At 51.3% G+C, this 15,289-nt stretch carries 12 protein-coding genes; 10 read left to right on the forward strand and 2 right to left on the reverse strand.

Annotated features, from left to right (window positions below; all coding sequences use genetic code 11):
• Positions 1 to 64 precede the first annotated feature (64 nt).
• The 10 genes from DESTI_RS13695 (at position 65) to DESTI_RS13740 (ending at position 13,284) form a co-directional block, all read left to right on the forward strand.
• On the forward strand, positions 65 to 2,701 hold the full coding sequence (locus tag DESTI_RS13695; RefSeq protein ID WP_014810569.1) for a molybdopterin-dependent oxidoreductase: 2,637 nt from the start codon (positions 65 to 67) through the stop codon (positions 2,699 to 2,701).
• 22 nt (positions 2,702 to 2,723) lie between these two features.
• Positions 2,724 to 3,758 carry an NADH-quinone oxidoreductase subunit NuoH gene (gene nuoH / locus DESTI_RS13700; RefSeq protein WP_014810570.1) on the forward strand — a complete coding sequence of 345 codons (1,035 nt, stop codon included), beginning with the start codon at positions 2,724 to 2,726 and terminating at the stop codon, positions 3,756 to 3,758.
• Between the two features lie 38 nt (positions 3,759 to 3,796).
• On the forward strand, positions 3,797 to 4,231 hold the full coding sequence (nuoI, locus tag DESTI_RS13705) for an NADH-quinone oxidoreductase subunit NuoI (protein ID WP_014810571.1): 435 nt from the start codon (positions 3,797 to 3,799) through the stop codon (positions 4,229 to 4,231).
• 264 nt (positions 4,232 to 4,495) lie between these two features.
• Entirely contained in the window at positions 4,496 to 5,005 is a 510-nt protein-coding gene (locus tag DESTI_RS13710; RefSeq protein ID WP_083846742.1) for an NADH-quinone oxidoreductase subunit J family protein, read from the forward strand.
• Between the two features lie 59 nt (positions 5,006 to 5,064).
• A complete protein-coding gene (gene nuoK / locus DESTI_RS13715) occupies positions 5,065 to 5,367 on the forward strand; it encodes an NADH-quinone oxidoreductase subunit NuoK (protein WP_014810573.1) in 303 nt (100 codons plus the stop codon).
• A 71-nt stretch (positions 5,368 to 5,438) separates the two neighbouring features.
• The gene (nuoL, locus tag DESTI_RS13720) at positions 5,439 to 7,358 is read left to right on the forward strand and encodes an NADH-quinone oxidoreductase subunit L (protein ID WP_014810574.1); all 1,920 of its coding nucleotides are present in this window, start codon (positions 5,439 to 5,441) and stop codon (positions 7,356 to 7,358) included.
• A gap of 20 nt (positions 7,359 to 7,378) precedes the next feature.
• A complete protein-coding gene (locus tag DESTI_RS13725) occupies positions 7,379 to 8,971 on the forward strand; it encodes an NADH-quinone oxidoreductase subunit M (RefSeq protein ID WP_014810575.1) in 1,593 nt (530 codons plus the stop codon).
• Positions 8,972 to 8,992: 21 nt separating this feature from the next.
• Complete coding sequence (locus DESTI_RS13730) at positions 8,993 to 10,438, forward strand: NADH-quinone oxidoreductase subunit N (protein WP_014810576.1); 1,446 nt, start codon at positions 8,993 to 8,995, stop codon at positions 10,436 to 10,438.
• 98 nt (positions 10,439 to 10,536) lie between these two features.
• Positions 10,537 to 11,346, forward strand: a complete 810-nt coding sequence (locus DESTI_RS13735; protein ID WP_014810577.1) for a phosphoribosylformylglycinamidine synthase subunit PurQ — start codon at positions 10,537 to 10,539, stop codon at positions 11,344 to 11,346.
• Positions 11,347 to 11,520: 174 nt separating this feature from the next.
• Positions 11,521 to 13,284: a formate--tetrahydrofolate ligase gene (locus tag DESTI_RS13740; RefSeq protein WP_014810578.1), complete on the forward strand. Its 1,764-nt coding sequence runs from the start codon at positions 11,521 to 11,523 to the stop codon at positions 13,282 to 13,284.
• Between the two features lie 659 nt (positions 13,285 to 13,943).
• Here DESTI_RS13740 and DESTI_RS13745 read toward each other — a convergent pair.
• Both DESTI_RS13745 and DESTI_RS13750 read right to left on the reverse strand, forming a co-directional pair.
• Complete coding sequence (locus tag DESTI_RS13745) at positions 13,944 to 14,288, reverse strand: hypothetical protein (protein ID WP_014810579.1); 345 nt, start codon at positions 14,286 to 14,288, stop codon at positions 13,944 to 13,946.
• Positions 14,289 to 14,475: 187 nt separating this feature from the next.
• The gene (locus DESTI_RS13750) at positions 14,476 to 15,249 is read right to left on the reverse strand and encodes a type III pantothenate kinase (RefSeq protein ID WP_014810580.1); all 774 of its coding nucleotides are present in this window, start codon (positions 15,247 to 15,249) and stop codon (positions 14,476 to 14,478) included.
• Positions 15,250 to 15,289: the final 40 nt, after the last annotated feature.

Here is a 15,289-nt window from a genome sequence, read left to right on the forward strand (position 1 = left end):
GCGGTCTTGCTATGCACCCGGTGCAGCAGTGAGACCGAATTCATAGCAGTGCGAGTAGATTTCTATGGTTACCCTGACCATTGACGGAGTAAAAGTTACTGTCGAGCGCGGTGCTTCCATATTGGAAGCCGCTCAGAAAGCAGGAGTGCGAATTCCGACTCTCTGCAACGACAAACGCCTCATTCCTTTCGGGGCCTGCCGACTCTGTAATGTGGAAGTTACGGCGCGAGGCCGAACCCGCACCATGCCGGCATGCTTCAATCCTGCGAGAGACGGGATGGAGGTGGCTACGCACACGCCGAAGCTCATCGAGAGCAGGCGGATGCAGCTACAATTGCTCTTGAGATCGCATCCTCTGCTCTGTCCTAGCTGCGATGCGGGCGGCAGTTGCGAATTACAGAACCTGGTGCACGAATACCAAATTGATGATTTGCCGTTTGCCCGTGAAAACCGGTTTTTCCACGTGGATAACGATTCTCATTTCATACGGTTCAACATGAATCTCTGTATCCGGTGCGGCATGTGTGTCCGTATCTGTGACGAGATTCAGGGACAGAACGAATTGAGTTTCATCAATCGCGGCATGCATTCGGAAGTCTCTACGGATTTCGGAAGACCTCTGAACTGTGAATTCTGCGGCCAATGCGCTTCTATCTGTCCAGTGGGAGCTATCAGCTCCAAATGGCTGGTGGGTACCGGCCGTAAGTTCGAGCTGGAGAACGTCAACACCACCTGCTCTTTCTGCAGCCTCGGGTGTACCCTTACAGTCCGGAAGAAGGACGACAAGATAGTCTTTGTCACCTCTCCGGCGGATAGTCCCAACGAAGGTAACCTCTGCGTAAAAGGCCGTTACGGCTGGCCTTATGTGTACTCGCAGGACCGTCTCGAAAAACCGATGATCCGCAAAGATGGGGCTCTCAAGGAAGTTGAATGGGATGAAGCCCTCGGTTTCGTTGCGGAAAATCTGAAGCGCATCAAATCGAATTCGGGCGGGAACTCCCTGGCGGCTCTCGGTTCCGAGCGTCTCACCAATGAAGAAGCCTATGTTTTCAACCGCTTTGCGAGAACAGTCCTGGAAACCCCGCACATCGATCATGCAGCCGGATTCGGATACCGGCCGCTGGTGGACGGGTTAGGAAAGTCTCTCGGATATCCTGCGAGCACGAACCCAATCAGGGACATCAGAAACGCAAACGTGATTCTGCTCCTCGGATCTGACCTGACAGAGACGCATCCTATAGCAAAGAACGAAGTCATTCTCGCTTCCGGCCGCCATAGGGCCCAGCTTGTCGTGGTGGATTCGATCCGGACTAAGCTTACCGATCGCCCCGGCCTTCATCTGCCGGTCGCTCCGGGTTCCGAATACCTCATTGCTAATGCGATGCTCAAGTCCATCGTGGATAACGAACTCTTCGACAAAGCTGCTGTGGATATGAAGGCGGAAGGGCTTGGGGAGTTGATTGCTTCTCTTGCAGAGTATACGCCCGAAAAAGTATCCAAGACCACAGGAGTAAGTGTCGATCTGATTCGTGAAGCAGCAAAAGCATATGCGGAAGCTCCTACAGCCACAATCATCCTCACGGCCGGACTGAACAGGCCCGGGAACAATGTTGAGGCTGCGACCGCAGCAGTCAACCTGGCATTGATCACCGGTCGAATCGGAAAGCCGGCCTGCGGTGTTTATGTTTTCGGTGAAAAGGCAAATGCCCAAGGCGCTATAGATATGGGATTGACGCCGGATCTCTTGCCCGGATTTGCTTCGGTGACGGATGAGTCGGCAAGCGCAAAACTCGAAGCACTCTGGAAAGCATCGATTCCCAAAGAACCCGGATTCGGAGCTAATGAGATCTTTTCCAAAGCAAGCCTGGGAGAGATCAAGGGAATCTACATTGCAGGTGAGAATCCAATAGACACCTACCCTGACCGGGTCATGGTGGAAGAAGCTCTGAAGAAGGTTGATTTCTTGGTCGTGCAGGACATGTTTTTGTCAAACACGGCAAGAATGGCTCACGTAGTCCTGCCGGCAGCATCATTTGCCGAAAAAACCGGCACGTATACCAGTGCAGAACGGCTTGTCCAGCCGATCCACCCGGTCGTTGACTCCACCATCGGCAAGACGGATCTGGAGATTCTGACGGCAGTGTCTGCTCTCATGGGAAAACCGATGGATTACGCCGGCCCTGCAGAGGTTATGGCGGAAATATCCCAGGCTGTCGCCGCTTACGGAGGCATTTCTTACGAGAGGCTCGCTGGTGGCGGTCTGCCGTGGCCCTGCGTGGATCCGGACGATCCCGGTAAGGGGATTCTCTACGAAGGGGGTTTTCCCGGCGGGAAAGCCAAATTCATGCCGGCAGCCCCTGTGCGTGAGCTGAATGTCAACCAGTTGCCGATGTACCTGATTCCCGGTGTCGTTAAATTCCACTCGGGCTCATTTTCCACGTGGAGTCCGTCTCTGCTGGAAGTCTGTCCCGAAGCCCAGGCCGAAATGAGTTGGAAAGACATCAGGGCACTCGGCATCAATGAAGGCGATAAGGTCAAAATCAGCGACGCTTCGGGCGCTTCGATTCAGGCAGTGGCGAAATTGTCCCGACGTGCTTTGGATGGCGTGGTAATCGTTCCCTTGCATTTCCCGACCGTCAAGCTGAACATGCTCACACGGTGGGATGATGCGGCGGTGAAAGTAAAAGTGGAAAAGGCTTAACACGGTTTCGAGGTTTTAATACATGGAATCCGCCCTTCCTGTCATACTGGTGTTGGTGAAAGTTTTACTGGTAATTGTAGCAATCCTGACTTTCGTGGCTTATCTGACGCTTTTGGAACGTAAGGTTCTCGGTTGGCTCCAGGTACGCCTCGGCCCGAATCGTGTGGGGCCCTGGGGCTTGCTCCAGCCGCTTGCAGACGGTGCGAAACTGCTGCTGAAAGAAGAGATCACGGTATCCGGAGCGAACCGCATTATCTATCTGGCAGCTCCGCTCATCGTAGTGACGTGCGCTCTGGTTCCCTTTGCGGTCATACCTTTTGCCAAAGGGCTCGGACTTGAAAGCATCTTCGGTCAAGCTGCCGCCAAATTCGATCTGAATACAGGTGTTGTGGCGGACCTGAACGTGGGAATCCTCTTCATCTTCGCCATATCCTCTCTCGGTGTTTACGGAGTTGTCCTGGGCGGCTGGGCTTCGAACAGTAAGTATTCGCTTCTCGGTGCCATTCGTGCCGGCGCACAGATGATCAGCTATGAACTGGGTCTCAGCCTTTCGGTTTTGGGTGTGCTCCTCCTTGCTGGAACACTCAGTCTGGTGGGCATCGTGGAAGCGCAGGATTCCGTATGGAAATGGTATGTCTTCAGGCAGCCGCTTGGGTTCATCCTATTCCTTATCGCCGGCAGTGCGGAAATTGCACGAACTCCCTTCGATTTGATGGAATGCGAAAATGAACTGGTTGCAGGTTATCAGACCGAATACAGTTCCATGAAATTCGGATTGTTTTACCTGGGCGAGTACGCTCACCTACTTTTCCTGAGCGCTCTTATGACCACGCTGTACTTCGGAGGTTGGCAAGGCCCCATTCTCCCGCCAATATTCTGGTTTTTGGCCAAGACATTCTTTTTCGTGTTCGTTTTCGTATGGATCAGAGGCACGTATCCCAGATTGCGGTACGACCGAGTGATGACATTTGGCTGGAAAGTGCTGCTTCCGGTCGGGTTGCTGAACGTCATGGCGACCGCCTTCGTGTACACTTTCTGGCGACAATATATGAGCTGAGACACTTCGATTTTGACAAGGAAATGAGGTCCTGAACGATGATTGCCCCGTTGATACAGGGATTGAAATTGACATTGAGATACTTCTTTTCCAAGAAGATCACTCTCCAGTACCCTGATGAAAAATGGGATGTGGCTCCGAGATGGAGAGGTCGCCACGTATTGACAAAGCACGCTTCCGGAAAGATCAAGTGTGTCGCTTGCATGCTCTGTGCAACAGTGTGTCCCGCGGAGTGCATCAAGATCGAAGGCGCAGCGGAACCTGACAATCGAAAATATCCGGAAAAATATACTATCGATCTTGGAAGGTGTATTTTCTGCGGCTATTGTGTGGAGGTTTGTCCCCGAGATGCCATAGAAATGAGCACTGCATACGAGCTTTCAGAATACAGCAGAGAAGCATTAATCCTGGATAAGGAACAGCTTATGGAGCCTCCTCAGCCAAGATATGTTTCTCAGAAGAAAGCTGGTTGATTGTTTCATTGAGAGACATCGGAACATTTTTCCTCTCTTCATCCAAAACTTTCCCGAACAGAGTACGGAAAATGGGTGGATAAAGTAGGCTGCAGTCGAGGAAAAGAGTGCTCCGGTTATATGTGGGATGTGTTCGTCATTGCATTTGAATAATTCGGACTAGATATTGCCTCCGAATTATTTAAGTCAAAAAAAGTAAGACTAATCAGGTCGCAATTCGAAACCGTGGGAAACGGAGTCGAATTGCTGCCCTGCGTCGGAGGTATGGGTACATCCATGGAAGCTGTGATCTTCTACGCGTTGGCTGCAATCATCCTTATATCGGCTATTTGTGTCGTTTTTCTCCGCAGGCCGATGCACAATGTTCTGTTTATGATCATTGTCATGGTTGGACTGGCGGCCATGTTTATACTGCTGCATGCTGAATTCATAGGAATGGTTCAGCTCGTGGTATATGCAGGCGCAGTTATGGTGCTGTTTCTCTTTGTGATCATGCTCTTGAATCTGGACCAGATTCGACTTCCCAATGACCCCCGACAAGCCAGAACTTGGGTAGGTGTCATCGCTGCGCTGATCCTCCTGTCTTTCTTGTTTCCTGTACTCAGGAGCTTCATCCCTGCAGGGAATGCTCCGAATCCGGTATCTGATGTGTCCAACACCGAAGTGATTGCCCGGGAGCTGTTTACTACGTATCTACTTCCGTTCGAGGTTGCTTCCGTGCTCCTTTTGGCTGCAATCATCGGCACGGTACTTCTGGCACGAAAGCGATCCTGACGTTGTGCATTAATGGCTAATCCTCAGCCGAAAGCTCTTATGGATTCGGGAATATAGAAATGATCACTTTACAGCATTACCTCTTCCTGGCTGCGGCCCTCTTCACTCTTGGGGCCGTGGGCGTAATGTTCCGGAGAAATCTGATCGTAATTCTGATGTCGCTGGAACTGATGCTGAATGCCGTGAACCTTACGTTCATAGCTTTTTCACGGTATTTGGGTTCCATCGAAGGCCAAATATTTGTCCTGTTTATCATGGTCGTGGCGGCGGCCGAAGTGGCAGTAGGTCTTGCAATTGCCGTTGCGGTTTACAGGCAAAGAGGCACGGTGGATATAAACCAAGTCAATCTCATGAAATGGTGAGCGTGTAGACCGTTACGGGTTCAGATCCAAGCTGAACTCGGATCTGTCGCACCGCACCGTGGGAGCCTGGTATGATTGAGCTGGTCTGGTTAATACCTGTTTTTCCCTTTATCGGATTCCTGATCAACGGGCTTTTCGGTAGGAATTTCCCCGAGAAGGTCATCGGATGGATCGGCGCTCTGTCGGTCGGAGCATCGTTCGTGTTGACCGTGGGAATCTTCCTCCAATTGCTCGGAATGCCTCCGGAAGCTCGTACAGTACAAAAAGTGGTGTATACGTGGATGCTTTCCGGTGACTTGAATGTTCCGATTGCATTCCTTGTGGATCCGCTGAGCATCATCATGTTGCTGATCGTGTCCGGAGTGGGCTGTCTGATCCATATCTACTCCATCGGTTACATGCACGGAGAACTCGGTTTCCGAAGGTTTTTCGCATACCTGAATCTCTTCGTGTTCAACATGCTCATTCTCGTGTCAGCGAACAATTTTCTACTCATGTTCGTCGGATGGGAAGGTGTCGGGCTCTGTTCGTACCTGCTCATCGGGTACTACTACGAGAAGCAGTCTGCCGCGGATGCAGGCAAGAAAGCTTTTGTCGTCAACCGGGTTGGCGACTTCGGCTTTTTGATCGGCATGTTCCTCATATTCGTCACTTTCGGATCGCTGAATTATACAGATGTATTTGCAGCAGCTTCCGGCAAGCTCGAGCAAGGCGGTCTTATGGTCACCATGATCACGCTTCTGCTCTTTGTGGGCGCGACTGGAAAATCGGCTCAAATACCGCTCTATACATGGCTGCCGGATGCAATGGAAGGCCCCACTCCGGTCAGTGCATTGATCCATGCCGCCACCATGGTCACCGCTGGTGTTTACATGGTTGCCCGGTGCAGCCTGCTCTACGCGATGGCGCCTGTTTCCATAACCGTGGTGGCTGTCGTAGGCGGAGCTACCGCATTGTTCGCTGCCACTATGGGAATAACGCAGTACGACATCAAACGGGTTCTTGCGTATTCCACCATTTCCCAGCTCGGGTACATGTTCATGGCTTGCGGTGTGGGAGCATTTGCTTCCGGCATCTTCCATCTCATGACACATGCATTCTTTAAGGCTCTGCTCTTTCTCGCAGCCGGAAGCGTAATGCACGCAATGTCCGGAGAGCTGGACATGCGAAAAATGGGAGCGTTGAAGAGCAAGTTGCCGTACACGCACGGGACGTACTTATTCGGCACCCTGGCAATCGCCGGAATCTTTCCTTTTGCAGGATTCTTCAGCAAGGACGAGATTCTCTTCTATTCCTTGCTTCGTCATCCGGGTTTCTGGATACTCGGAGCGGTTGCAGCCATTATGACGTCATTCTACATGTTCAGATCGTTGTACATGACCTTTTACGGCGAATCGCATGTAGACCACGAAACGGCTCATCACGTCCACGAATCACCGCCGCTTATGACCGGACCACTCGTAATTCTTGCTTGTCTCTCACTTGTAGGCGGTCTGGTTGGTATTCCGATCTTTCATGGGTGGCATCATTTCGGTGATTTCGTGGCGCCCGTGTTTGCTTCCGCCAAAAACATACTCGATCACGGGCATGCAGAGCACCACAGTCTCGCTCTGGAGCTGGTGCTCATGGCAGTATCACTTGGTATAGCGTTTTTCGGATTGTTCCTGGCACGCTACATGTACGTCACGAAGCCTTCGGTATCTGAAAAGATGGTTGAGACTTTCGGCCCGGTCCACACGCTTGTTTACAACAAATACTGGATGGACGAGCTTTATGATGTGCTGTTTGTAAACTCAATCGTCAAATTCTCACAACTTCTGTGGAAATACTTTGATGAGGCCATCATCGACGGCATCGTGAACGGAGTGGCTTCTGTCACGCGCAATATCGGCAGCGGTTTGCGTTGGCTTCAGACCGGTCTGGTAAAAGATTATGCCTTTTCCGTATTGCTGGGAGTCCTGGCGATAATCGGCTATTTAGTCCTGAAATAGGACACGGAGGAATACCGTTCATGGAGAATGCTTCCTTCCCTTTGCTCAGTTTGATCACCTTTATCCCGTTGATCGGGGCGATTCTGCTTCTTATCCTGAACCGGGAATCTAAGACACTGCTCCGCTGGGTTGCGTTAATTTTCATGCTTGCCGATTTTGTGGTAAGCATTGCCGCCCTGGGTTGGTTCGATGCTTCCTCCCCAAATATGCAGCTCGTGGAGAATCGGGTCTGGATCGCCGATTGGGGAATTTCCTACAAGCTTGGCATCGACGGGATCAGTTTGTTTCTCGTCCTTCTGACGACCTTGCTCGGCCCCATAGTAGTGCTCGCTTCCTGGGAGGATATCCAGACGAGGGTCAAGGAATTCCTTATTTCGTTGCTCATCCTGCAAGTGGGGATGATTGGCGTATTCGTATCCCTTGACCTGTTTCTCTTTTACGTATTCTGGGAAGTGATGCTGATCCCGATGTACCTGCTTATCGGCGTGTGGGGTAATCCTGCCCGCAGATTATATGCAGCGATCAAGTTCGTTTTGTATACCATAGTCGGTTCTCTGCTGATGCTTGTTGCTATTTTGGCTCTGTACTTCATGGCAGGACAGTCAACCGGCACGTATACGTTCGATCTCCTGAAGCTCTATGATTTTGCAGTTCCGCTCAAGGCGCAGTTCTGGATGTTCCTGGCATTCTTCCTGGCTTTTGCGATCAAAGTCCCCATGTTCCCCTTTCATACATGGTTGCCGGACGCCCATACAGAAGCTCCCACAGTGGGTAGCGTTGTGCTGGCCGCCGTCCTCCTCAAAATGGGGACATACGGGTTCATACGGTTCGCTATACCACTCTTCCCTAATGCCGCTGCTGATGCAACCTGGTGGATCTGCGTTCTCTCGGTCATCGGAGTCATATACGGCGCATGGGTCGCGATGGTACAGGTTGACGTGAAAAGACTCGTTGCGTTCTCCAGTGTGAGCCACCTCGGTTTCGTCATGTTGGGGATGTTTGCCTTCACTTCACAAGGTGTCGAGGGCAGTATTCTTCAGATGATCAATCACGGACTGAGCACGGGGGCCCTCTTTCTTATCGTCGGCATGATTTACGAGCGCCGGCATACCCGACTCATAGCGGAATTCGGCGGGTTGTCCAAAGTCATGCCTCTTTTTGCAGTATTCTTCATGATTTTCACCTTGTCATCTATCGGACTTCCGGGATTAAACGGATTCGTGGGTGAATTTCTCATTCTTCTGGGCACCTTTAAAGTCTATCCGGTGTATGCAGTGTTGGCTGCAAGTGGAGTCATCTTTGCCGCTGTATACATGCTCTGGATGTTTCAGCGTGTCATGTTCGGAAAAGTAACCAACCCGAAGAATCTCGGACTGCCCGATCTTTCCGCAAGGGAAGTCCTGGTGCTCGTGCCGATTTTGGTATTCGTGGTATGGATCGGCGTATATCCGAACACATTCCTGCAGCCCATGGCAGCGCCTGTGAAAAAATTCCTGAGTCATGTTGAAACCAAGAAGACTGCAGTTCTAAATATGGAAAAAGCCAAAAAACAGACAAATGTCGGGCAAGCCGAAGTTGCTATTACTTCGCTTCCCGTTGAAAATCGCCGATAAAAAGGTTTAGGAGCAACCGGGATGATCCAAGTACCCGAGATTAATCTTGGCGGAATTCTGCCGGCTCTCGTTTTGTCATTGGCAGGCATTTTTGTGATGCTGATGTGCCTGTTCATGCGTAAAGGTGCTGTTCCTGCGGCTGCAATCGTCAGTCTTGCGGGGATACTTGTGGCTGGAGCCGCAAATAGCCATCTCAGGTTTTTGAACGAACAGGCCTTTTCAGGGTTGATCAGTCTGGATGCCTATACCTGGTTTTTCAACCTTCTGATTCTGATTGCCGCGGGCATGACGGTTCTGACGTCCGTAAAATACCTGACGGATGACGAGTTGGACCTGAGCGAGTATTTCGTTCTACTGCTCTTTTCGTCTGCCGGCATGATGTTCATGGTGTCCGCAAATCATCTATTGACGATCTTCATTGGGTTGGAAACTCTGTCCATATCGATTTACGTTCTAGCGGGAATTCTGCCTGCCAACCTGAAATCGAAAGAAGCAGCGCTGAAATACCTGCTTCTCGGTGCGTTCTCCAGTGCGATTTTTCTCTATGGCGCAGCCCTCTTGTACGGCTCTGCCGGTTCGCTGGGATTACCCGAGCTTTCCAAGTACTTCCAATCAGGCAAGATCGGCCAGATGGCGTATATCGGAATGGGAATGCTCCTGGTAGGATTCGCTTTTAAGGTTGCGGCCGTTCCCTTTCACATGTGGACTCCCGACGTGTACGAAGGTGCCCCTTCTCCTCTGACTGGATTTATGTCCGTGGGAGTCAAGGCTGCAGCATTTGCAGCGTTCGTCCGAGTCTTCTTCGAGTCTCTGATTTCCATCCAGGTGAACTGGGTTGATATTTTGTGGGTACTCGCTGTCTTGACTATGATTCTCGGCAATCTCGCAGCAATTGTTCAGGACAACATTAAAAGGATGCTTGCCTATTCCAGTATTGCTCACGCCGGATACATTCTTATCGGCATGATTGCCGGACAGGAAGCAGGGACTTCGGGGATTCTGTACTATCTGCTGGCCTATACCTTCACCAATTTGGGAGCTTTCGGCGTGGTGGCTCTGGTAGGAAGAAAAGGCGAAGCAAATGTTTATCTCGATGATTATCGCGGATTAGCCCGGACGAACCCGCTCCTGGCACTGGCGATGTCGATTTTCCTGTTTTCTCTGGCAGGAATTCCTCCTACAGCGGGGTTCGTCGGCAAGTTCACAATATTCAGTGCAGCGATCAAGCAGGGGTATATCTGGCTTGTCGTAATCGGTGTCTTGACGAGCGCTGCATCAGTGTTTTATTACTTCAGAGTAGTGATGAAAATGTATATGGAGTCTCCTGAGGCCGAACCGGCTAAATTGCAGTTCGGACCTGCAATGCTGCTGGCGCTCACAATTGCTGCTTCAGTTGTGCTCTATATCGGAATATTTCCGACCAATTACCTGAACCTTGCGGCTCAATCGGTAAAGCCTTTATTCTAGAGCTTCCGATTTGCCCACAGAAGAGAGCAGAAGCCGTAGCGGACGGGTCGATACGGGCGACTTACGAAAGCTGAAGCCGTCCAGGAGAATATACGTCTATGAATTTGACCGCTCTGGTCCCGACGGGTCACGGAATCAACTGTGAAAACGAAACCCGTCGCGCACTCGAACTAGCAGGGTTCAATACCATTGACCTTGTCCATCTGAATTTTCTTGCCCGCGGGCAGGTAGATCCCGCGGCGTATAACCTCATTGTTTTTCCCGGTGGTTTTCTGGATGGCGACGATCTCGGTGCGGCTCAAGCCTGTGCAAATCGGATTCGCCATTCCCGAATCAACGGTGGCCGCTTGATCGATCGCTTCATGGAGTTCATCTTTCGGGGCGGACTGCTACTGGGGATTTGCAACGGATTTCAACTTATTACAAAGCTCGGATTGTTGCCGGCAATCGGGGGGGCGTACGGTACCAGAGACGTGACACTCACTGCGAACGACAGCGGACGTTTTGAAGACCGATGGGTATATCTCTCTGTCGATTCCGATTCCCCGTGCGTATTCACCCGGGGATTGAAGCGTCTGTATCTGCCTGTACGTCATGGTGAGGGAAAGATTATCAGCAGATCCGAGGCTGTTTCCTCTGACCTGGTAAATCAACACCAGGCCGTTCTCCGATACTGTTCTCAAGACAGCGACGGACCGACGATGCAGTATCCAGAGAATCCCAACGGCTCTGAATTGGCAATAGCCGGTTTGTGCGATACGACAGGAAGAATTTTCGGTCTGATGCCTCATCCTGAATGTTTCGTGCATCGTACCAATCATCCTCGCTGGACACGCGAGGAACTGCCCGAAGAGGGAGACGGGCTGGCGGTATTCAAAAATGCAGCGACTTTCCTCAGGGAAGCCTAAAATTTGAGCCTCTGACTCAGTAGTGGCAGGAACGTTTTTTGTTGCTCCATTCAGAGTCTTGGGCTAAAATTATAAGCTGTTTTCCTGCCCGGGAATTCCTTGAAAATTCAAATCTATTGACCGAATAAAGCAGGGTTTCCTGCACGGTGAATTGATTCTTCACAGGAGGTGTACATGGCTCTCGACCCTACCAAAATGGCTGACTGGCAGATTGCCGAAGAGGCGGAAAAGACAATGAAAACAGTCTATCAGCTCAGAGATGAGCTTGGACTGCAAGAAGAAGAAGTGCTGCCTCACGGTCATTATGTAGCGAAGCTCGACTATCGAAAAATCCTCAATCGTCTCAAAGACAGACCTGACGGCAAGTATATCGACGTCACGGCTATCACCCCCACGCCGCTTGGAGAAGGAAAATCCACAAGCAGCATGGGCTTGGTAGAAGGTCTCGGTAAACGGAAGAAGAACGTGACGGCTGCCATTCGTCAGCCCTCCGGCGGCCCCACCATGAATATCAAGGGCTCGGCCGCTGGTGGTGGTCTTGCACAGTGCATTCCGCTGACCCCCTTCTCTCTCGGCCTGACAGGCGACATCAATGCGATCATGAACGCCCACAACCTGGCTATGGTCGCCCTGTGCGCTCGTATGCAGCATGAGTTCAACTATGACGATGAAGAATGGGCAAAGAGAGGCATGCCCCGCCTGAATATCGATCCCAGAAATGTGGAACTCGGGTGGATTATCGATTTCTGCGCTCAATCCTTGCGTAACATTATCATCGGTCTTGGTGGGAAGATGGACGGCTTCATGATGCGCTCATCTTTCGGCATCGCAGTGTCTTCCGAGATCATGGCTATTCTGGCTGTGTCCAACGACCTGAAAGATATGCGTGAGCGCATGGGCAAGATGGTCGTCGCCTATAACAAGAAAGGTCAGCCGGTTACCACCGCAGATCTGGAAGTTGACGGCGCAATGACAGCATGGATGGTGGAAGCCCTCAATCCCAACCTGCTCCAGAGCATCGAAGGTCAGCCCGTGCTGGTCCATGCAGGTCCGTTTGCGAACATCGCCATCGGTCAGTCCTCAATTATAGCGGATAGAGTTGCTCTGAAGCTTTCCGATTACCATGTAACGGAATCCGGATTCGGTGCCGACATCGGTTTCGAGAAATTCTGGAACCTCAAGTGCCGCTTCTCTGGTCTGAAACCCAATTGCGCAGTCGTCGTAGCCACGATTCGCGCTCTGAAATGCCATGGTGGCGCTCCTGTTCCTCGCCCCGGTCTGCCCATGCCCAAAGAGTATGAAGGCGAAAACGTAGGTTGGGTGGAAGCAGGAACGAAGAACCTCGTTCACCACATTGAGACAGTGAAAAAAGCCGGTATCAATCCGGTTGTTTGCATCAACTCCTTCTATACGGATACCAAAGACGAAATCGCCGCGGTGAGAAGACTTTCCGAAGCCGCAGGCGCCCGCGTAGCAGTATCCCAGCACTGGCTCAAAGGTGGCGACGGCGCCCTGGAATTCGCTGATGCCGTTGTGGACGCATGCGAAGAGCCAAACGAATTCAAACTGCTGTACGACCTGTCGATGCCGCTTCGACAGCGCATTGAACTGATCGCCAAAGAAGTGTACGGAGCCGACGGCGTGAGCTACACTCCGGAAGCGGAAGCCAAAGCGAAAAAGATGGAAGCAGATCCCGATCTGGCCAAACTGGGAACCTGCATGGTCAAGACGCACCTCAGTCTGTCCCATGATCCCAACATAAAGGGTGTACCTAAGGGTTGGACTCTCCCCATTAGAGACATTCTCACCTATAAAGGCGCCGGATTCGTGGTACCTGTTGCGGGAGCCATCTCTCTCATGCCGGGAACCGGTTCGAATCCTGCTTTTAGAAGAGTCGACGTTGACGTGGAGACCGGAAAAGTCAAAGGCGTCTTCTAGTCATACGTTAAATCTGCGTGAAACCTATAATCGAGGGCTGCAATGGCCCTCGATTTTTTTTTTCAACTGAAGATTCCTTCGTGCACACTTTGCCAAAATCAATGTCCGATTGAAGAGTAGGAATATTGGTGGGTGCCGTGCCTCCGTGCCGGCACATCTTCAATATGATCAATGATATCGATAGAATGGACCGGCAGAGTGCCGGTCCCCACTAGTATCTTGTATTGGAATATGGGATAAACGTCAGAGTTTCTTTGCAATCGCTATAAGCTGGATTATTTCGTGATGAAAAAGCAAACCTCCGGGACCCCATCGCATATCCCGGAGGTCCGAGCCCACGCGCACCAGGGAGGAGCTCTTCGGGCTCTGCTTCTAGCTTAGTCATTGCTTCTATGCGTGCAAGACACCTTCGGGATATGATTCGAGCGTGAGGGAAGTCTCTGAAGTTGTCAGCAGTATTTGAGCGAGTACCGGGGACCTCGAGAGGAACACCCTACCCTTTATGAGGAAATGGTAGAGCGCAGCGTCTCTGCCGTGCCGAACTGGGTTGATTTGTTTTGAAAATGTGCCGGCACGGAGGCCGGCACCCACCAATCGCTTTCGAGAAGCGCTTTTCGCAATCAGATAAAAATTCTGACATTTGCTATATTACAGCGAGGTTACCAACCGAATCCGATTCCTCCGTAGGTCCGTCCGCCACGGCCTCCCCAACCGAATCCGCCATAAAGCGAACCCACTCCGACACCGGCACCATAATAGCCCCTGCGACCGTAACCGCCATAGCCGTAACCTCCTGCCGGCCATCCGAAACCGCCGCCATAGCTTACGCCATATGAGCCGGCTCCCCAGTAACACGAGCTGCAACCGCTGCCACCGCCGCCTAGGCCCGGACATCCACCTGGAGTCCAGATTGGGCCAAGGAAAGCGTCAGAATTCATAGGGAATGCCGTCACCATGATCCCCGCAGCAAGGAGGATCGCCGTTGTCATTAATAATTTCTTCATGTCTGCCTCCGATAGAACGTAACATTTTCATGAGCGATCCCGATCTTGTGAAACCGGTCAGATGCGAGTATTCACTATGCGCCACCAATTCCAACCGGAACGGTGATGAAATCTCGGGTACGCTCTTCGCACAATATGACATTCGTTCTTCGGCAAATGTTCATGCAAAGATGGATCTTGCAGGGTTCTATTTTTTTGGCGATACATTTCGGAAGTATAGAATTCGCAGTCCTTCCATGGTCAGATCGTCATCGACCACATCGACGAGCTTGGTTTCTGCGGAGATGACTCGAGCCAGCCCACCGGTGGCAACGACTTTCGGTCGAGACCCCAATTCTTCGAACATACGCATGAGGATACCGTCAACTAGAGCAGCGTACCCGAATATGATGCCGGACTGTATGGCAGATGCAGTATCTTTTGCAATTACTCGCGCCGGCGCCGCCAATTCGACTCTGAAAAGTTTGGATGCTTCATGAAACAGTGCCTCTGCTGCTATTTTGACACCCGGCGCAATTGCTCCGCCTTCATACTCACCGAGTTTATTTATGTAGTCAAAAGTGGTAGCAGTCCCGAAATCGACTGCAATCAACTCACAAGCGAATTTTTCGTAAGCGGCCACAGCGTTTACGATTCTGTCTGCTCCCACTTCCCGCGGATTATCGTAACGAATAGGCATTCCGGTTTTCATTCCCGGTCCTACGAAAAAAGGAGTTATCTTCAGAGATGCGCAAAGCTCTTCGAGAGCAGATATCAATGGCGGCACGACGCAGGAGATTATCGCTCCGTCTATTTTGAGCGGATCCATGCCTTCAAGTTCGGCAAGGTTCCGCAACATGATTCTGTATTCGTCAACTGTCGTATCTTCTACTGTTCTGATTCTCCAAATGCCGAGCTGTTTTTTTCCTTCAAATACTCCGATAACGGTGTTTGTGTTTCCTACATCAATAGCAAGGAGCATTTGCTCTATCCTCTCGCTGGGGAGATTGGTATTCAACAAT

Origin of the sequence: Desulfomonile tiedjei DSM 6799, from assembly GCF_000266945.1 — a bacterium.
Classification (GTDB): Bacteria; Desulfobacterota; Desulfomonilia; order Desulfomonilales; family Desulfomonilaceae; genus Desulfomonile; species Desulfomonile tiedjei.